Source organism: Paenibacillus sp. plas6 (genome assembly GCF_057221655.1).
The window spans coordinates 386,019-404,563 of the sequence record NZ_CM170151.1 but is presented as its reverse complement, the minus strand read 5'-3'; the positions used below and the strand labels follow the sequence as shown (position 1 = coordinate 404,563).

Genomic DNA, 18,545 nt, shown 5'->3' with positions numbered 1-18,545 from the left:
AGCAAATTATTGTTATCGCTTTCTTTTTCATTATAAAGCTACTTCTAGGATAAGCAACTTCAAATTTTTAAATATTTAATCTTGAGTTTACAAATTTAAGTAAATAAGTTAACTCTCCTTCTCTATAGTTAGCTCAAAAAGAGATAGAGGGGCGACATACGATGTTCGTAGTAGACAATGACAATGGGCAATTGCTTCAGCAAGCAATGATTGAGGTCCCGCTTATACATAAATCTACCAATTGTGAGGAAGCTCTGACAATGTTTCAAAATGAGCCAGAGTTTGAATGTTTAGTTGTCGTTGATGAGCGGCATCAAGCGGTTGGACTTATTATGCGCAATGAGCTGTTTGTAAAGCTAAGCGTGCCGTTAATTCGCGATTTATTCAGTCATCGTCCAATAACAAAGCTAATGAACCCTAATCCGCTACTGATCGATTTGAAAATGGATGTCCAACAAATTGTTCGGCAAGCATTGGACCGAACAGGGGCAAGCCAATATGAATGTGTAATCGTTTGTGACGAAAAAGTGGTAAAAGGTGTTCTAACTATGTCCAGTCTGCTTGAGCTATCGACGGTTTTACAAAAAAAGCTTAGACAGCAACAGCTATTGCTAATTACGTCCTCACAGCAAAGCATTCAGCAGATCGTTCATGAAGTGGAGCGGGTACAGCTTGTCGTACACGGCAGTGAGCAAAAATTTAAGCAAATGGTCGATATGACGTTAGAGGGAAAAACGATGCTTAGCAGACTAACACAGGCGATCTCATTTATTAGCTCAAATGCGATCAAGCAACAGCAGCAAATGGAGCAGCTACAGCATAGTGCCGCCATGATCGGGAAAGTTACAAAGTTAGTGCAAGGAATAAGCGAGCAAAGTCATTTATTAGCCTTAAATGCAACAATTGAAGCAGCACGAGCTGGCAGTGATGGACGAACCTTTAGTGTGGTCGCAACAGAGATGATGAGTTTAGCAAATGAAACAAAACAATATGCTGAGCAAATTAAGGAGGCAATAGCCTTAATTGTGAATGCTATTGAGGAAAGCAAGCAGCAATGTGAAGAAGGAGCAAAGTTAGTGAAGCAAGGAGATGAACTTATCGCTAACGCAGAAGCAATTTTTCAAGAGCTGTTTAATATGATTGCAGAAAATAATGCCGAGCTTAAGCTAATTGATAATCAGGCATCAATAGCCAATAAGCAGGCTCTGCAAACGATGAATGAGTTAACTAAACTATTAAATTTGCAAAAGTAATGTAAACAAAACGTTTAAAAACTTCATTTCTTTTTACGACGAATTTACATAGAAGAAATACGAGATTAACAATCTAAAATTACTATTAAACATGTAACAGACAACAGTTATTCATAGTTCTAAAGAGAAAGAAATTGGAGGAGTGGATATGATGATGAAAAGCAAGACAGTAAAGGGGTTCGCGACGTTTGCTTTGGCTGTAATTTTATTAACTGCAGGCGCTTGCAGCAATTCAAGTAAAAATGGGGAAAGCAATAACCAGCAAGCAAACAGTAACACGATAGCCGAAGCACCGACAAACAATGCAAATGCTTCATCTGAACAAGAAGTAAAGCTAAGCGGTGAAATTAAAATCGACGGCTCATCCACAGTTTTTCCGATAACAGAGGCTGTTGCAGAGGAATTTAATAAAGTGCACAGCGATGTGCGTGTACCGATAGGAGTAAGTGGAACAGGCGGCGGAATGAAGCAATTTACAGTAGGTGAAATTCCAATTGCAAACGCCTCTCGTCCAATGAAGGATACTGAGGCGGATGCAGCTAAAGCAGCAGGAATTGAATATACACAAATTCCGATTGCATATGATGGACTTTCTGTTGTAGTTAGTCAGCAAAATGATTTTATTGACTATTTAACTGTTGAGGAGCTTACAAAGATCTTTTCCGTAGAAGGCGGAGCAGCGAACTGGTCTGATATTCGTTCAGAATGGCCAAATGAGCCAATTGTCATTTTTAGCCCAGGTGCAGATTCAGGCACGTATGATTACTTTGCTGAAGTAGTATTGGCTGACGTCAGCATGAAAACAGAAGGGGTAACATTCTCTGAGGACGACAATGCTCTTGTTACTGGAGTGGCAGGTACAGCTAACGGTATTGGGTACTTTGGCTACGCTTATTATGAAGAAAATAAAGACTTGCTGAAAGTTGTTCCTATTGATGGAGGAGACGGTCCAGTTACTCCAAGCTATGACACGATTAACGACGGCTCGTATAAGCCGCTTTCCCGAGAATTATATATATATGTGAATAACGCAGAAATGGCTCGTCCAGAGGTTGCTGCTTTCGTTAAATTTTATATCGAGCATGCTGCTCAGCTAGCAGGAGATGTTGGATATGTAGGTATGCCGTCTGAAAATTATGACGAGCAATTAGCTAAAATCGAAGCTTTGCAAAAATAAAGACATTAGCAGGCAGGGGCTGTATAATCAGTCCCTAATATAATTTGTTCTTATATAATTTGCACAAATATAATTTGTCGAAGATTAATAGATAGCTGTCTTATTTCAAAGCATTCTATGCAGTCAGGGGGGATCTTATGTCCAGTAAGATAGATTCAATAAACATTGTAGAAAAAGTACCAATCGTTCAAGATAATCCATTTAAAAATAATCGTATCAGCGTCATGAATAGAATTATGCCAGTTTTTTTATTTATGTGTGCTATCGTCTCGATTTTTACGACAATAGGCATTGTTTTTACATTGTTATCTGAGACGGTAAACTTTTTTAAATCCGTCCCGCTTGTTGATTTTTTATTCGGAACAAAATGGTCCGCCTTAATTGAGCCAAAGCAATTTGGCATATTGCCATTGTTAACGGGTACGTTTTTAGTTACATTAATCGCTCTTGCAATAGCGCTGCCAATTGGTTTAGCAAGTGCAATATATCTTTCTGAATATGCACCAGATAAGCTGCGGCGAATGGTTAAGCCAGTTTTAGAAGTACTTGCTGGAGTTCCTACTATTGTGTATGGATATTTTGCAATTAGCATAATTACTCCTATGATTCAATTTATTTTTCCTAGCGCAGGCGTCTATAACGCATTAAGCGCTGGAATTGCAGTGGGCATTATGATTATCCCGATGATCTGCTCGCTTAGTGAGGATGCGATGAGAGCTGTTCCGCGAACTTTAAGAGATGGAGCTTTTGCTTTAGGGGCGACACGTTTTGAGGTAGCACTTAAAATCGTTGTTCCTGCCGCATTCTCGGGAATTGTATCCTCAGCAGTACTAGCATTTTCTCGAGCGCTAGGTGAAACGATGATCGTTACGCTTGCAGCAGGCTCTACCCCTGCATTAACCTTTAATCCATTAGAGAGCATTCAAACGATGACTGCCTATATTGTACAGGTTAGTCTCGGTGATGTAGCGCATGGAAGCATTGAGTACGGCTCGATCTTTGCCGTTGGCATGACATTGTTTCTGTTTACGTTTCTATTGAATTTGCTTGCGCAATATATTTCGAGACGCTTCAGAGAGGGGTACTAGCAAATGAGTGTTTTTCAAGATAGCAATCGTCAGCAGATCGCTTATCGCAGAATGAAAGATAAATGGTTGCATCTCTTCTTTTTGCTTGCCACATCTTTTGGCATTGTTGCCTTAGCTGTGCTGCTTATCGATATTATGATTGATGGCTGGTCACATTTATCACCTGAGCTTTTTACAAACTTTCCTTCGCGCAAAGCGGAAAATGCTGGGATGAAGTCAGGATTAATCGGCTCATTATACATTATGCTTATTTTAATCCCACTTTCGTTTGTTTTAGGGGTTGGAGCAGCGATTTACTTAGAGGAATATGCAGCAAAAAATAGATTCACCCGTCTTATTCAGTTAAACATTAGCACCTTAGCGGGAGTGCCTTCTATCGTCTATGGAATTTTAGGTCTCGCGTTATTTGTTCGCATGCTTAGCTTGCAAAAAAGCTTAATATCTGGAGCTTTGACGATGACACTATTAGTTTTACCTATTATTATTGTTGCTGCACAGGAAGCCATTCGCGCAGTCCCGCAAGCAAGACGTGATGCCTCATTTGCTTTGGGCGCTACGAAATGGCAAACGGTGTCACGTGCAGTGTTGCCTTCAGCGATGCCAGGAATTTTGACAGGCATGATTTTAGCAGTTTCCCGAGCGATTGGTGAGACTGCTCCATTGATTATTGTCGGAGCGGCAACGTATGTCGCATTTTTACCTAAGAGCTTAAGCGATGCTTTTACTGCAATGCCAATTCAAATTTATAATTGGATCTCACGACCTTCCGTAGAATTTAAGGATTTAGGAGCAAGCGCAATTATTATTTTGCTAGCAGTTTTAATTATATTAAATATTTCTGCGGTAATTATTCGTAACAAATATCAAAAAAACTTGTAGGCTGATCAACAAATGGAGGAAAGTACATGACTACTATTATTGAAGCTAAAGGCTTAAATCTTTACTATTCGCAGTTTCACGCCTTGAAAAATATCAATTTAACGATACCTGAAAAAGCGGTGACCGCCTTTATCGGACCATCAGGCTGCGGTAAATCAACATTGCTGCGCACGTTAAATCGAATGAATGATATGATTGCAGGAACTAGAATTGAAGGGGAGCTGCTTATTAGCAATGTCAATATTTATTCGCAGGAGGTTGATGTTGAAACTTTACGGAAAAAGGTCGGAATGGTGTTTCAACAGCCCAATCCATTTCCTAAATCCATTTATGACAATATTGCCTATGGCCCGCGCTTGCATGGTATTACAAATAAGCAGAGGCTAGATGAAATTGTGGAAAGCAGTCTTAAGTCAGCGGCATTATGGGATGAGGTAAAGGATCATCTGAAACGTTCAGCATTTTCCTTATCTGGCGGACAGCAACAGCGATTATGTATTGCTCGTGCGCTTGCGGTTAATCCAGATATTTTGCTTATGGATGAGGCTACATCAGCCTTAGATCCTATTTCAACGTTAAAAATTGAGGAGCTTGTTCAGGAGCTGCGCGAACGCTATACGATTGTAATGGTTACTCACAATATGCATCAAGCAGCACGCGTTTCGAATCAAACCGTATTTTTCTTAAACGGAGAAGTAATCGAATTCGATGAAACAGAGCAGCTGTTTTCCAATCCTAGTGATAAACGAACCGAAGATTATATTAGCGGTCGGTTTGGTTAAGGAAGCTACGAGATAAATAATTAGGAGGAGACAAATGATGATCGTGCGCAAAGATTTTGATCAAGGTTTGGAACAGCTAAATCAATGGATCGTTACAATGGGTGAGCTTGTTGAAAATGCAGTGGATGAAGCCATTCAAGCATTAAAAAGCAATAATTCAGAGCTAGCGAAAAAAGTAATTGCAGATGATTTCCACGTCAATGAGATGGAAGAAAAAATATTAGATCTTGGCTCAAAGCTAATTGTAACCCAGCAGCCAGTTGCCAAAGATTTACGGCGAATAATCGCCGCATTTCGGATTTCAAGTGATTTAGAGCGGATGGGGGATTTGGCAGTAGACATCGCGAAAGCGGCTATTAAGCTGCACGGCGAGCCGCTTATTAAGCCGTTAATTGATATTCCACTTATGGGAGAAATTATTCGCAATATGACCTATGAAGCGCTGCAAGCCTTCTTACATGAAAATGTCGACCTTGCCTATAAAATGGCCAAAGACGATGATCAGATCGATGAATTATATTCACAAATGACACGTGAGCTTTTAATCCTAATGATAGAAAACCCTAGCGATATTGCCCAGGCGCAAACATTAAGCCTTGTCGGGCGTTATATTGAACGCATTGGAGATCACGCTACGAATATCGGCGAAAGTGTCGTCTATCTCGTAACTGGTAAGCGACCTGATTTGAATGCTTAGCACCTTGTTCAAGCATACGAGTTTTATTCTGTATTGATGTTCCTCGCAAATGTACCTTCTATGCCCTCCGTTATCATCATTCCAATTCTCTACACTTGCATTCTCCCAGAACCCATTTTTGGGGAGCTGTAACCGTTTTGCTATAAAATATATCAACAATTATATAGGACTTTCCCTTCACAATATGATTAGGGAAGGTCCTTTTTGTGGTATCATAGTATAGATGAAAAATAATGAAGCGATAAGTTAATAGAATGAGGTGCAGCTTCTAATGAAAAAATGGATGTTAATTGATGGAAATAGTATTACATATCGTGCGTTTTTCGCTATGCCTCCTCTTACAAATTCTTCGGGCATGCAGACGAATGCGATTTATGGATTTACAACAATGCTGTTGAAGCTGCTAGAAGAACATAAGCCTACACATATATTGGTTGCCTTTGATGCAGGAAAAACGAATTTTCGTCACGAGCAATTTGAAGAATATAAAGCGGGTCGACAAAAGACACCGCCAGAGCTATCGCAGCAGTTTCCGTTGCTAAAAGAGCTGCTTACTGCCTTCGGTATTGCCCAATACGAAATTGCGGGCTACGAGGCAGATGATATTATTGGTACGCTAAGTGCGAAAGCAGATAAGGAAGGAATTGAGACGCTAGTCATTTCTGGAGATAAAGATATGCTTCAGCTTGCCTCCTCCAACGTCACAATTGCGGTTACGCGTAAAGGTGTTAGCGAGGTCGAGCTTTACTCCCCGGATACAATTCAAGAGAAATACGGCTTAAAGCCAGAGCAGATTATTGATCTTAAAGGATTGATGGGGGATACGTCGGACAATATTCCTGGTGTACCGGGGGTCGGTGAAAAGACTGCATTAAAGCTGCTTCATCAGTTCCCAACTGTTGAAGAGGTGCTGGCTAATCTCGATGCTCAAAAAGGTAAGCTTAAAGAAAATTTAACAAATCATAAAGAGTCTGCTTTAATGAGTAAGCAACTTGCTACCATTTTCCGTGAAGTGCCAATTGAGCTGACAGAGGATGAATTTAGCTACAATGGCTACGATTCTGCTAAGCTGGCTGAACAGCTTGCAAAGCTTGAATTTAAGTCATTGCTTGAGCGGCTTAACGTAGGTGCAGCCAGCGGCTCAACTGCAGATGAAGCAAAACAAGCGCTCGATGCGCTTAATATATATCAGTTAGATGAGCAATCGCCGCATATTGCTCAGTTAATCAATGTGCTTGCATCTAAACCTGAAACACATGGTTTGTACATTGAAGCAATTGGCGAAAATCCACATCATGCTTCTATAGAAGGGATTGCTTTAGCATTCGGTAATGATGTGTTTGTCTTTTCCCATGAGCTGTTATTCAGCGAGACAATGGATCCAGTTAAACAGTGGCTTGCTAATGAAGACGCTGCAAAGTACGGCTACGATTTACATAAAGCAGAACTAGCGCTGCATTGGCATGGCATTAAGCTTGGCGGAGCTCATTTTGATGTGCAGCTTGCAGCTTACCTGCTAGATCCAACGGATGGCAACCAACTATTGCATACGATTGCAGAACGTAATGGATTGTATGGCTTGCAAGCAGATGATGAGGTTTACGGAAAAGGAGCAAAGTTCAAGCTTCCTGAGCAAGATAAACTATTCCAGCATTTGGCTGTCAAGGCAAGCATTGTGCAGCAGCTTGTGCCTAAGCTGAATGAGCAATTGAAAGATAACTCAATGGACTCTCTCTATTATGATCTCGAAGGTCCGCTTTCCCGTATCCTTGCGGCGATGGAGCAGCAGGGCATAAAAGTCGAGCGTGAAGAGCTCCAACGTCAAGGTGAGGAAATTGAACAGAAATTAGCGAGCATTACTTCCCAAATTTATGAGCTTGCTGGTACGGAGTTTAAAATCAATTCACCGAAGCAGCTTGGCGAGGTGCTATTTGAGAAGCTTGGCTTGCCTGCTAGAAAGAAAACAAAAACAGGTTATTCTACTGACGCTGAGGTGCTAGAGGAATTAGCTCCATATCATCCAATTGTCCCGCTAATTTTAGATTATCGTCAGCTTGCTAAGCTGCAATCAACGTACATTGAAGGATTATTAAAAGAGGTTCGTGAAAATACGGGACATATTCATACCTATTATCGCCAAACGATTGCAGCAACAGGGCGTTTAAGCTCACAGTTCCCTAACCTGCAAAATATCCCAATTCGTTTGGAGGAAGGACGTAAAATACGTAAGTCATTTATTCCTTCTGAGCAGGGCTGGAAGATTTTATCTGCCGATTATTCGCAAATCGAGTTAAGAGTGCTTGCCCATATTTCTGGGGATGAGCGCTTGAAAGAGGCGTTTATTCATAACCACGATATTCATACCAAAACGGCGATGGATGTGTTTGGTGTAAGTGCAGATCAAGTGGATAGCAATATGCGTCGTTCGGCAAAAGCTGTTAATTTCGGAATTGTGTATGGCATAAGTGATTTTGGACTGTCCCAAAACCTTGGCATTACGCGCAAAGAAGCAGCTCGCTTTATTGAACAATACTTTAATGTGTTCCAAGGTGTGCGCACCTATATGGACAATATTATTAAAGAAGCAAAGGAAAAAGGTTATGTTGTCACATTATTAGACCGTCGTCGTTATGTGCCTGACATTCATTCTTCTAATTTTAATATTCGCTCTTTTGCTGAACGGATTGCCATGAATACACCGATTCAAGGTTCAGCAGCAGATATTATTAAGCTTGCTATGGTGCGTATGAATGCAGAGCTTAAACAGCGCAAGCTTAGAAGCCGTATGCTGCTGCAAGTGCATGACGAATTAGTGTTTGAGGTACCAGAGGATGAGCTTGAATTGATGAAGGAGCTTGTTCCGAAGGTAATGGCAGAAGCAATTAAACTTGACGTTCCGCTTGTTGCTGATGTAAGCTATGGCGATACTTGGTATGAAGCAAAATAAAATAGTAGAAAGCAAATGGGGTAGAGGTGAGAGGCATTGCCAGAATTACCAGAGGTAGAAACGGTAACAAGAACGCTTAGAGAGCTGGTTAAGGGGAAAAAAATTAAGCAGGTGCAAGTTTTTCTGCCAAGAATTATTCAACGGCCTGCTGATATTGAGCAATTTTGTGACGCACTTGCTGGACATACGATACTAGATATAACTCGTCGCGGCAAATTTATCCGTTTTTTGCTTGATGGCTTAGTGCTTGTCTCTCATTTACGCATGGAAGGCCGTTACGGTGTTTATGAGCAGCATGAGGAAATGGAAAAGCATACCCATGTAGTGTTTACATTTACCGATGGCACTCAATTAAGATATAAAGATGTTAGACAATTTGGCACGATGCATTTGTTTAAGGAAGGCGAGGATTTATACGAGCTTCCGTTAAAAAAGCTTGGTATAGAGCCGCTTTCAGAGCAGTTTACAGTTAAGGTGCTGCGTGAAAAGCTGCAGCACCGCTCATCTAAAATTAAGCCATTATTACTTAATCAGGAATTAATTGTTGGGCTCGGTAATATTTATGTAGATGAGGCGTTATTTGCTGCCCGCATTCATCCCGAGCGCAGTCCGTCATCACTTAGTAAAAGTGAATGGACAAGGCTACATGAAGCGATTGTAAAAACGCTCACTTCGGCTGTTGAAGCTGGCGGCTCATCGATTAAATCTTATGTTAACGGGCAAGGTGAAATGGGGATGTTTCAGCAGCAACTGCTGGCTTACGGTCGTGAAAATGAGCCTTGCTCAAGATGCGGTACAACTATAATTAAGTTTGTATTAGGAGGCAGAGGCACCCATATTTGTCCTCGTTGCCAAAAAATGAAATAATATAAGAATCACCCTTCTTCTCAGCATCGCATATGATAGGTTACGCCTGTGGGTATTCGTCTACAGCGGATCTTAGAGGTGCGGGAAGGAGAGGAATATGTTGCTGGCTCATTTAGCTTCTGTAGTGGCACTTGCGGTAGCTGTTAGTTTAGATAGCTTTGGTGTTGGAATTACGTATGGTTTGCGGAAAATAAAAATCCCGCTGCTTTCCATCGTTATTATTGCTATTTGTTCTGGAATCGTAATTGGTGTATCTATGCAAGCAGGAAGTTGGCTGTCTACACATTTATCGGTAACAGCAGCCAATCGGATTGGTGCTTTAATATTAATTGGTATTGGGCTATGGGCGATATATCAATTTTATCAGGGGATGCAAGAGGACAGCGAAAAAAGGAATGGACTTGCTAAAGAAGTAAACACTAAAGAATATAAAACTGTTACTGAGCAAGACATTCAGGGAGCACAGAAAACAGCGAATGTTATTACTTTTGAACTGAAGCGACTTGGCATTGTTATTCAAATTTTACGTAAACCGCAAACGGCAGATTTTGATGATTCTGGCACAATTTCTGCATCAGAAGCATTTATGTTAGGCATTGCTTTGTCACTAGATGCTTTTGGAGCGGGAATAGCGGCAGCGTTGCTCGGGCTGCACGCCATTACAACACCGATGATTATTGCACTCTGCAGCGCATTGTTTTTAATTGGCGGAACAGTGCTCGGGCGAAAGCTAAGTCATTTGCCAATCATTCATTATATAAGTGGATTACCCGGAATTTTATTAATTATATTAGGAATAAGTAAATTTTTTTAAGAGGTGAAGTGCAATGCTGATCGGATTGACAGGCGGGATTGCAAGCGGAAAAAGTACAGTTAGCGCCTTATTTGTAAAGCATGGCGCGTTGCTTGTTGATGCGGATCAGGTTGCTCGTGAAGTAGTAGAGCCAGGTCAACCTGCTCTACTACAAATTGTAAATCAATTTGGAGAGCATATGCTGCATGCTGATGGCAGTTTAAATAGACAAGCATTAGGAGCGGTTGTGTTTGCTGATGCAGAAAAGCTCAAGCAATTGGAACAGATCACTCATCCTGCGATCCGTGAAAAAATGCAGCAGTATTTTCAAATATACAAGCAGCAGCAGCCTGACGCCCTTATTGTAGCGGATATTCCTTTATTGTATGAAACTGGACAAGCTCATCTGTACGAAGGTATAGCTGTAGTTTATGTCCCAGAAGAAGTGCAAATTGAACGATTAATGAAGCGTAATGGTTTAAGTGAAGCGGAGGCTACAGCAAGAGTAAAGCTGCAAATGGATATAGAAGAAAAACGAAAATTAGCGGATTGGGTCATTGATAATAGTTCTTCGTTAGAGCATACTGAGCAGCAAGTTATTGATTTAATACAGAGGCTGCGTACGTTATGAGAAAGAAACGAAATAAAAATAAGATTTTGCGCAGAAGGCTCTTGTTGTTTACTTTCATCATTATTATTGCATTTATATTCATACAATCGACTTGGGTAAGTGAGCGATTATATCCAATTAAATATAGAGGGCTAATTGTTAATAAGTCAGAAAAGTACAAAGTTGACCCTCATTTGATTGCAGCAATTATACGGGTAGAATCTAATTTTAAACCAAGCAGTGAATCTCCTAAAGGAGCGGTTGGTTTAATGCAGTTAATGCCAACTACAGCAGAATGGATCATTGAACGCACTGATATGAATATTGCTTCAAACGAGGAGTTAAAGATGAATCCTGAGCTGAATATTGAGCTTGGTACTTGGTATTTAGCACATTTGCTAAACCGGTATGAAGGCGATATTGTACTTTCCATTGCTGCCTACAATGCAGGTCCGGGAAATGTAGCAAAATGGTTATCTGAACACACTTGGGATGGATTATATGAAACAGCAGATCAAATTCCTTTTGGGGAAACGAGAAATTATGTTCAAAAAGTTATCTACTATTATAACAAATATAAGGAATTATATCCTGATCTCTAATCGCTATAAGGCTATGTATATTAATTTTGGCTAAACTGTAGAATAATTGGCTAGACTGCAGAAATATGCAATATTATAATATTTACAACGAGACTGCCCTTCAATTGAAGAACAGTCCCATTGTTTATTGTATTATAGTTATCCATTAACGTTGACCAGCTAAAGATTGCTCAGCGATTTGAACTAGACGACGAGTGATGTATCCACCAATATAACCAGTTTCTCTGGTAGTTACATTACCATAGTAGCCATCTTGTGGAATCGCAATACCAAGCTCTTGTGCAACTTCAAATTTCATACGATCAAGAGCTGCAATAGCTTGAGGGACAAGAAGATTGTTGCTATTGTTGTTGTTTTGTGACATTAGTTTTCACCTCCTTGCGGTTGGTAAAAGTATTATGTGCGTTCTTTGTTATCTTAATACAGGAAACGTATACCAATAGAATGTTGACCATAAACGTGCAATAGGGAAAGGTTAAAACAATGTTTTAAAGCTTTTGGGGATGTTGTCTTAGCAGAAACTATAAAATGATGGTGTGTAAAAGGAGGGGAATAAAAGATGAAATGTCCTTACTGTGATTACGCTGGAACTAAGGTGCTTGATTCACGGCCAGCCAATGAAAATAAATCGATTCGCCGACGTCGTGAATGTGAGAGCTGCAATCGCCGCTTTACGACATTTGAAATGATAGAGGAAACACCCCTTATCGTCATTAAAAAAGATGGAAGCAGGGAGGAATTTAGCCGTGACAAAATATTACGCGGTTTAATTCGTGCCTGCGAAAAACGACCAGTTCCAGTTGAACGCCTTGAAGTTATCGTTTCTGAGGTCGAGAAAGAGTTACGTACAACAGCTTTGGCTGAGGTGGAAAGCAGTGAAATTGGAGCACTTGTAATGAATCAACTTTACCCAGTTGATGAAGTAGCTTATGTGCGCTTTGCTTCAGTATATCGTCAGTTCAAAGACATTGATATGTTTATGAAGGAGCTTAATATGCTGCTTTCAAATTCAACAAATGCACGTAATCTAGAGGAAAAATAAAGCAGTGGACAAGCTGAAATGTTCGCTGAGCAATGGTTTTATTTTCTATAAATAAAGGAAGTAAGCAACACAGAAACTGGTACGCAAGTTTTGTTTCGTTACTATGCAAAGTGCCTGTCTGTTCTTGCCTACTTCCTTTTGTTTTTATAGCGGCAATATGGTTACTGCAGCTTGCTTGCCGCTAAGCTGGATGCCAGTAGCTGGTTTACCTAATGGTTTTAAGTCATTAATTAATTCTTGTAACAGTTCTTTAGCGACTGGACCTTGTTTGCCGCTTAGCTTGATTACAAGATCTACAGGATGCCCGCTTGATAACAGCTTTTCACATTGTCTTAGTTTTGTCTCATAATCATGTTGCTCGATGTTAGGCGTTAATCTTATTTCTTTACTTTTTTTCGGTGCTCCATTTTCTTGTTTAAGTATAGAATTAGCTTTACCGCGAGCAATTAGCTGACATAGAGGGGGACTTTGCATAATATCTATACAAACGAGATCAGCTTGTTGTTCTTTCGCAAGCTGCAATGCTTTGGAAGTAGGCAGTTCACCTAGTGGATTGCCATTAGGGTCAAGCAATTGCACCTCAGATGCTTTTATTTTTTCATTCATTAATCGTGCCATTTATTGCTCCTTTATAAGCGTCAATTAGTCTTTTAATAATTCAATTAGTTTCTGCGGCTTAAGGATTGCTAATCGCTTATTATTAAGATGAATAAGTTCCTTATCTTGTAATTCAATAATCATTTTAGATACAGTTTCGCGAGCAGCTCCTACTGTATCAGCAAGCTGCTGATGGGTTATTTTCATCGGAATAATGTGGCTGCCATCCTCGCGCTGGCGACCAACCTCCTTTGCTAGATCCAGCAAGCGACGTATAATCCGATTCTGTACATTTAGAAATGTTAGGTCGTAAATTTGCATATTTGCTTTACGTAAACGCTCCATCGTATAATTAAGCAACAAAAATGGTAAGTTGCGATCTTTTTCAACTAGTTGTTGAAAATCAGAACGATGCAATGAATACACTTTTACAGCCGTTAATGTTTCAGCAGTAGCTGAGCGAGTTAGACCTGGCCGCATTAACGCCATTTCTCCGAAATATTCTCCTTTAGTTAGATAGGTAAGCGTAATACGTTTTGATTTATTTGACGTATAAATACTAACCATACCTGTTTTAATAAAAAAGATCTGATCACCTTCGTCACCTTCATGGAAAATAATCGTACCCTTTTTAAAAGATTCTTCTCGCATATATGGTACAAGCTGATTGAGCAATGACTCATCAATATCTTTAAAAAAGGGGATGGAAACTCTTAACTTGTTCATATCAATTGTATTCAAGTTAATTCCTCGCTTTAAAATAATTTATATTTTTTTGTAATCCTTGTTACAGAAATACAAATATACACTTGTTATGCTAGTTCTGGGAGAAGGGAATAGATCTTAAGTGTAAAGGAGGTATGGATAAATCTTAATTTTATGATAACGATTCTAGACTCGTTTATCAATCAATTAAATAAAATTGTACTAGAAAAGAGCTTTTTCGCTGTTGGGAGGCAGCGAAAAAGCTCTTTTCGTTGTATTCTGTCAAAGTAAGAGCTATTATTAATTTGATGATACAAAAAGGAGTGTTGGGATGAAGCCGCTTGTATTTGTAGATCGACGATTACCAGATGAAGCATATCGTTATTTAGAGGAGCATTGCCAAATAACGACTTGGAGACCTGATGAAGCAAGAAACGAAGAAGCTTTGCTAGCCTATTTGTCAGAGGTGGAAGGTTATTTGACTAGTGGTTCAATGAAGGTAAATGATCAGCTACTTGCGGCAGCGCCAAAGCTAAGAGTTATTAGCTCGATGAGCGTAGGCTACAATCATTACGATATTGATGCGATGAAAGCTCGCAATATCATTGGCACACATACTCCTTATGTGCTTGATGATACAGTAGCCGATCTAATTTTTGGCTTAATGCTTAGCTGTGCACGACGAATTGCCGAGCTTGATCGATATATTCGTAATGGCAATTGGCGTGGCAACGAGGGGAGAAAGTTGTTTGGTCTTGATGTACATCATCGCAAGCTTGGTATTATCGGTATGGGACGAATTGGTGAAGCAGTGGCAAAAAGAGCACGTTACGGCTTTGATATGGAAGTAGCCTATTATTCTCGCAGCCCTAAGCTAGAGCTTGAGCAAAGCATGGGAATCAAATATGAAAATCTGGAACAGTTGCTTTCTACCTCTGATTTTGTAGTGTTATTAACTCCGTTAACTTCTGCTACTAAAGGACTAATTGGAGAGAAGCAGTTTTCACTGATGCAGCGACATGCTATATTTATTAATGCATCTCGCGGGGCAACGATTGATGAGCAAGCATTGATTGATGCTTTAAGGAACAATACAATTGCTGGTGCAGGTTTGGATGTTTTTTTGGAGGAACCACTCCCGCCAGATCATCCGTTTATGAAGTTGGATCAGGTTGTAATGACCCCTCATATTGGTTCAGCTACAGAAGCAACGCGCAATGAGATGGCAAATCTCGCTGTTCGCAATTTGGTTAATGGTTTACTTGGAACAGGGGAGATTTATATTGTCCCTGAGTTAAAACAATAAGAAGTGAATTATATCATTGCATCTACATGGTATTACATAAACATGGTATTATTTAAAGCAAGGTATGTTATAAAGTAAGAGGGTAAGATTACGATGACAATAGGCATCTTTGATTCGGGTATGGGCGGTTTGACCGTGTTAAGCGAAGCGATTCGCAGAATACCGACTGAAGATTATTATTATGTAGCAGATACATTACATGTTCCTTACGGAACGAAAAGTAAGCAAGAGGTTGAAGATTTCGTTATTGCAACCGTTAGTGAAATGATGAATCATGATATTGATGCACTTGTTATCGCTTGTAACACAGCAACTAGCATCGCTGTTGAGACGCTAAGAGCAATGTATCCTTCTATCCCTATTATTGGAATGGAGCCTGCGGTGAAACCAGCAGTGGAAATGAATGCTTCGACTGGTCTAAGAGTATTAGTATTTGCTACGCCATTAACGCTATCGATGCCTAAATACTATGCCTTAGTGTCGAGAGTTGATGACAATCGAATTGTTGATTCTTTGCCTATGGAGAGGCTTGTCCCTTTCTGTGAAGCGATGAGATTTGATGATGAGGAAGTAAAAGATTATTTTCTCAGTAAGCTAGAGCCGTACCCTTTAGAGCAATATGGAATGATTGTGCTTGGTTGCACACACTATCCATTTTTTAAACCTCTCTTACAAAGCATTTTGCCAGAGCATATTGGAATAGTGGATGGCAGCGTAGGTACAGTGCGTAGACTAGCAGCACAGCTCCATCGTTATGGACTAGCTAGAGGAAAAGGATCAGGAAACGTTACCTTTTATAATACTGCTGAAGACGCTGCTTACAATGAGAAAATGAAGAACGCACTATTATATTTACAGGAACGTAATCTTTAACATATAACTGTCAAAGCACCCCAACAGTTAGTCTGAGCTTCTTTTCCAATTTGTAAGTTTGATCAATTGGAATTTCGTATAAAGAAGCCTAACTTTTGGGGTATTTTTATGCATTTTTATGTTTCAGTAAAATTTAAGCTGTATTTAATTTACTTATTTTATACTCTGTATAAGTGAAGATAAGAGATGAGAGGTGATATTGATGAAGCTAGACGGAATTCAATGGCTGGGAGCTTCATTGCTCACGCTTATGCTTATTGCTGGAGGATGCAGTCAGTCAACAGAGCAAAGCAGCTTGCCTGGAAATTCAAGCAAGGAGCTGCAAACAGATGACAGTGTGCAAGGGCAAGTAAAATTCACGAGGACAGATATAGATAATCAATGGAATGAAGATACGGCAGAGAGTATTCAATTTAATGAAAATAAAGTTACTACGACTGCAAAAAATGGTGTATTTATTGATGGGACAGATGTAACGGTCGCCTTACCAGGTACTTATGTGCTAAGTGGACAGTTAAACGATGGTAGTGTTACTGTAAATCTTGAAAATAAAGGAGAGGTAAGACTTATATTAAATAGTGCTTCTATTCATAATGAAGATGGGGCTGCTATTTATGTTGAGGATGCAGGAAAAGCAATTATTACACTTGCAACTGGCACGACGAATACATTATCGGATGGGAATAACTACAAGTTTGCAAACGGAAATGATGAACCTTCAGGAACTTTATATAGTAAGTCTGATTTAACGATAAATGGACAAGGCAAGCTAATCGTCAATGCCAATTATAATGATGCAATAGTCGGTAAAGATATATTGCTGCTTGCTGACGGACAATATGAAATAAATTCAGTCGATGATGGAATAATCGGCAGAGATTTATTAGCGGTTAAGCAAGGCAGCTATAACCTAAATGTTGGCGGAGATGGCTTGAAATCTACTAACGATAATGAGGACAAGCTTGGCAGCATCTATATTGAGGATGGTCAATTTGTCATTCATTCAGGTTCAGACGGAATGGACTCGATTGGAGATTTGTCAATTATAAATGGCAGCTACAACATTATAAGCGGCGGTGGTCAAGAAGCTTCAGCCAGTGACGGCAACAGCGCGAAAGCGATAAAATCGGCGGGAGCAATGGCAATTAAAGGCGGTAATTTCGAGCTAAATGCTTTTGATGATGCTCTGCATAGTGATGGTACTGTTGAAATTTATGGCGGCATATTTCAAATTTTTAGTGGTGATGACGGTATCCATGCCGATAATGTTTTAACGATTAGTGATGGCACAATTACTATTGCAAATTCATATGAAGGACTGGAAAGTACTGAAATTAATATTAACGGCGGAGTGATCGATATTACTTCTGCAGATGATGGGGTAAATGTTGCCGGAGGGAACGATGGCTCAGCATTTGCTGGTCGAGGCGGTGCAAGGTTCGGAGCAGATGAAAACGCTAAGCTAACCATTACAGGCGGGCAAATTAGCGTCAATGCAAACGGGGATGGTCTTGATTCTAACGGCTATATCGAGATGAGCGGCGGTATCGTTGTTGTTAATGGACCAGAAGGAAACGGCAACGGAGCACTTGATTATGATGGAAGCTTTACGATGACAGGCGGCACCTTAGTTGCTGTAGGCAGTAGCGGTATGGCGATGGCACCATCTGCTGAACAATCAACGCAAGCCTCAATGTTAATGTACTATCCTGAAACGCAGGAGGCAGGGACATTCATTCAACTTGTAAATAATGAGAATGATGTGCTAATAGCGTTTAGTCCGAAAAAAACATATCAGACAGTTGTCATAAGTTCTCCTAAACTAAAGGTTGGAAAAAACTATACGCTATTAAGCGGCGGGCAATCGGAGCTTGTTGAAGGATTAGGGTTAGGCGAAATGACACCATCCCAGCTAGGTACAGAAATCGTAAGTTTCACGCTAAAGGAGATAGTTAGCTATATTGATGAAAATGGTTTAACAACAAGAAAAAGCCGATTTGGTCCATAGATTAATAGTTAAACGAGCTTATGATAGTCGTTTATCAATAATGATTATCGTAAGCTTTTTTTGATAATTTGTACACTAATCCATTTACTGTGATAAAATGTAATTATGTAAGTTCTTTCTATTCTCTTTGTATATGAAATCAATCATTTTTCATCGTAATTCTAAATATAGAATTTAGTATTTTACATATAATAGTTTATTTATAAATAAAGTTCACAAAATTTTAACATTGTGTGAAAATTCGCCTTTTATGTTAATCCAATATTTGCCGACGTTTTTTATTATATGTGAACTATGACATTTTTTGTAGAAGTTTGCT

The 18,545-nt window shown here is 39.7% G+C and carries 18 protein-coding genes; 15 read left to right on the top strand and 3 right to left on the bottom strand.

Annotation, left to right across the window (positions count from 1 at the left end):
* The first annotated feature begins 161 nt into the window (after positions 1-161).
* From AC2TDL_RS02020 to AC2TDL_RS01970, 11 genes are all read left to right on the top strand, one after another.
* Entirely contained in the window at positions 162-1,253 is a 1,092-nt protein-coding gene (locus tag AC2TDL_RS02020) for a methyl-accepting chemotaxis protein (protein ID WP_484698416.1), read from the top strand.
* Between the two features lie 148 nt (positions 1,254-1,401).
* Positions 1,402-2,430 carry a PstS family phosphate ABC transporter substrate-binding protein gene (locus AC2TDL_RS02015; RefSeq protein WP_484698415.1) on the top strand — a complete coding sequence of 343 codons (1,029 nt, stop codon included), beginning with the start codon at positions 1,402-1,404 and terminating at the stop codon, positions 2,428-2,430.
* A gap of 224 nt (positions 2,431-2,654) precedes the next feature.
* Positions 2,655-3,518, top strand: a complete 864-nt coding sequence (gene pstC / locus AC2TDL_RS02010) for a phosphate ABC transporter permease subunit PstC (RefSeq protein WP_484700996.1) — start codon at positions 2,655-2,657, stop codon at positions 3,516-3,518.
* A 3-nt stretch (positions 3,519-3,521) separates the two neighbouring features.
* Positions 3,522-4,397, top strand: coding sequence for a phosphate ABC transporter permease PstA (pstA, locus tag AC2TDL_RS02005; RefSeq protein ID WP_484698414.1), 876 nt, complete (start codon positions 3,522-3,524; stop codon positions 4,395-4,397).
* 26 nt (positions 4,398-4,423) lie between these two features.
* Positions 4,424-5,179 (top strand): phosphate ABC transporter ATP-binding protein PstB, encoded by a 756-nt coding sequence (gene pstB, locus AC2TDL_RS02000; RefSeq protein ID WP_484698413.1) that lies wholly within the window; start codon positions 4,424-4,426, stop codon positions 5,177-5,179.
* A gap of 37 nt (positions 5,180-5,216) precedes the next feature.
* Positions 5,217-5,876 carry a phosphate signaling complex protein PhoU gene (gene phoU / locus AC2TDL_RS01995; protein WP_484700994.1) on the top strand — a complete coding sequence of 220 codons (660 nt, stop codon included), beginning with the start codon at positions 5,217-5,219 and terminating at the stop codon, positions 5,874-5,876.
* A 271-nt stretch (positions 5,877-6,147) separates the two neighbouring features.
* Positions 6,148-8,823: a DNA polymerase I gene (gene polA / locus AC2TDL_RS01990; protein WP_484698412.1), complete on the top strand. Its 2,676-nt coding sequence runs from the start codon at positions 6,148-6,150 to the stop codon at positions 8,821-8,823.
* Between the two features lie 36 nt (positions 8,824-8,859).
* A complete protein-coding gene (mutM, locus tag AC2TDL_RS01985; RefSeq protein ID WP_484698410.1) occupies positions 8,860-9,690 on the top strand; it encodes a DNA-formamidopyrimidine glycosylase in 831 nt (276 codons plus the stop codon).
* 97 nt (positions 9,691-9,787) lie between these two features.
* Positions 9,788-10,504: an MntP/YtaF family protein gene (locus tag AC2TDL_RS01980; protein WP_484698409.1), complete on the top strand. Its 717-nt coding sequence runs from the start codon at positions 9,788-9,790 to the stop codon at positions 10,502-10,504.
* A 13-nt stretch (positions 10,505-10,517) separates the two neighbouring features.
* A complete protein-coding gene (gene coaE / locus AC2TDL_RS01975) occupies positions 10,518-11,114 on the top strand; it encodes a dephospho-CoA kinase (protein ID WP_484698408.1) in 597 nt (198 codons plus the stop codon).
* Positions 11,111-11,695, top strand: a complete 585-nt coding sequence (locus tag AC2TDL_RS01970; protein WP_484698407.1) for a lytic transglycosylase domain-containing protein — start codon at positions 11,111-11,113, stop codon at positions 11,693-11,695. Before coaE ends, AC2TDL_RS01970 begins: the two co-directional genes overlap by 4 nt.
* Before the next feature lie 145 nt (positions 11,696-11,840).
* Here the strand turns inward: AC2TDL_RS01970 and AC2TDL_RS01965 are convergent, their stop codons facing one another.
* On the bottom strand, positions 11,841-12,059 hold the full coding sequence (locus AC2TDL_RS01965) for an alpha/beta-type small acid-soluble spore protein (protein ID WP_484698406.1): 219 nt from the start codon (positions 12,057-12,059) through the stop codon (positions 11,841-11,843).
* A 195-nt stretch (positions 12,060-12,254) separates the two neighbouring features.
* Between AC2TDL_RS01965 and nrdR the strand changes: the two genes are divergently transcribed.
* Complete coding sequence (gene nrdR, locus AC2TDL_RS01960) at positions 12,255-12,737, top strand: transcriptional regulator NrdR (protein ID WP_484698404.1); 483 nt, start codon at positions 12,255-12,257, stop codon at positions 12,735-12,737.
* Between the two features lie 144 nt (positions 12,738-12,881).
* Here nrdR and infC read toward each other — a convergent pair whose 3' ends face one another.
* Together infC and AC2TDL_RS01950 are read right to left on the bottom strand one after the other, a co-directional pair.
* Entirely contained in the window at positions 12,882-13,355 is a 474-nt protein-coding gene (gene infC, locus AC2TDL_RS01955; protein WP_484698402.1) for a translation initiation factor IF-3, read from the bottom strand.
* Between the two features lie 24 nt (positions 13,356-13,379).
* Positions 13,380-14,075 (bottom strand): Crp/Fnr family transcriptional regulator, encoded by a 696-nt coding sequence (locus AC2TDL_RS01950; protein ID WP_484698401.1) that lies wholly within the window; start codon positions 14,073-14,075, stop codon positions 13,380-13,382.
* A gap of 295 nt (positions 14,076-14,370) precedes the next feature.
* Between AC2TDL_RS01950 and AC2TDL_RS01945 the strand changes: the two genes are divergently transcribed.
* The 3 genes from AC2TDL_RS01945 (at position 14,371) to AC2TDL_RS01935 (ending at position 18,226) form a co-directional block, all read left to right on the top strand.
* On the top strand, positions 14,371-15,345 hold the full coding sequence (locus AC2TDL_RS01945) for a 2-hydroxyacid dehydrogenase (RefSeq protein WP_484698399.1): 975 nt from the start codon (positions 14,371-14,373) through the stop codon (positions 15,343-15,345).
* Between the two features lie 93 nt (positions 15,346-15,438).
* Positions 15,439-16,218 carry a glutamate racemase gene (murI, locus tag AC2TDL_RS01940; protein ID WP_484698398.1) on the top strand — a complete coding sequence of 260 codons (780 nt, stop codon included), beginning with the start codon at positions 15,439-15,441 and terminating at the stop codon, positions 16,216-16,218.
* A gap of 202 nt (positions 16,219-16,420) precedes the next feature.
* Positions 16,421-18,226: a carbohydrate-binding domain-containing protein gene (locus AC2TDL_RS01935; RefSeq protein ID WP_484698397.1), complete on the top strand. Its 1,806-nt coding sequence runs from the start codon at positions 16,421-16,423 to the stop codon at positions 18,224-18,226.
* Positions 18,227-18,545: the final 319 nt, after the last annotated feature.

What these genes read in the sequence shown, in the direction of transcription:
- AC2TDL_RS02020 (WP_484698416.1), top strand. Translation starts at nt 162, where the DNA reads ATGTTCGTAGTAGACAATGACAATGGGCAATTGCTTCAGCAAGCAATG.
- AC2TDL_RS02015 (WP_484698415.1), top strand. Translation starts at nt 1,402, where the DNA reads ATGATGATGAAAAGCAAGACAGTAAAGGGGTTCGCGACGTTTGCTTTG.
- pstC (WP_484700996.1), top strand. Translation starts at nt 2,655, where the DNA reads ATGAATAGAATTATGCCAGTTTTTTTATTTATGTGTGCTATCGTCTCG.
- pstA (WP_484698414.1), top strand. Translation starts at nt 3,522, where the DNA reads ATGAGTGTTTTTCAAGATAGCAATCGTCAGCAGATCGCTTATCGCAGA.
- pstB (WP_484698413.1), top strand. Translation starts at nt 4,424, where the DNA reads ATGACTACTATTATTGAAGCTAAAGGCTTAAATCTTTACTATTCGCAG.
- phoU (WP_484700994.1), top strand. Translation starts at nt 5,217, where the DNA reads ATGATCGTGCGCAAAGATTTTGATCAAGGTTTGGAACAGCTAAATCAA.
- polA (WP_484698412.1), top strand. Translation starts at nt 6,148, where the DNA reads ATGAAAAAATGGATGTTAATTGATGGAAATAGTATTACATATCGTGCG.
- AC2TDL_RS01980 (WP_484698409.1), top strand. Translation starts at nt 9,788, where the DNA reads ATGTTGCTGGCTCATTTAGCTTCTGTAGTGGCACTTGCGGTAGCTGTT.
- coaE (WP_484698408.1), top strand. Translation starts at nt 10,518, where the DNA reads ATGCTGATCGGATTGACAGGCGGGATTGCAAGCGGAAAAAGTACAGTT.
- AC2TDL_RS01970 (WP_484698407.1), top strand. Translation starts at nt 11,111, where the DNA reads ATGAGAAAGAAACGAAATAAAAATAAGATTTTGCGCAGAAGGCTCTTG.
- AC2TDL_RS01965 (WP_484698406.1), bottom strand. Translation starts at nt 12,059, where the DNA reads ATGTCACAAAACAACAACAATAGCAACAATCTTCTTGTCCCTCAAGCT.
- nrdR (WP_484698404.1), top strand. Translation starts at nt 12,255, where the DNA reads ATGAAATGTCCTTACTGTGATTACGCTGGAACTAAGGTGCTTGATTCA.
- infC (WP_484698402.1), bottom strand. Translation starts at nt 13,355, where the DNA reads ATGGCACGATTAATGAATGAAAAAATAAAAGCATCTGAGGTGCAATTG.
- AC2TDL_RS01945 (WP_484698399.1), top strand. Translation starts at nt 14,371, where the DNA reads ATGAAGCCGCTTGTATTTGTAGATCGACGATTACCAGATGAAGCATAT.
- murI (WP_484698398.1), top strand. Translation starts at nt 15,439, where the DNA reads ATGACAATAGGCATCTTTGATTCGGGTATGGGCGGTTTGACCGTGTTA.
- AC2TDL_RS01935 (WP_484698397.1), top strand. Translation starts at nt 16,421, where the DNA reads ATGAAGCTAGACGGAATTCAATGGCTGGGAGCTTCATTGCTCACGCTT.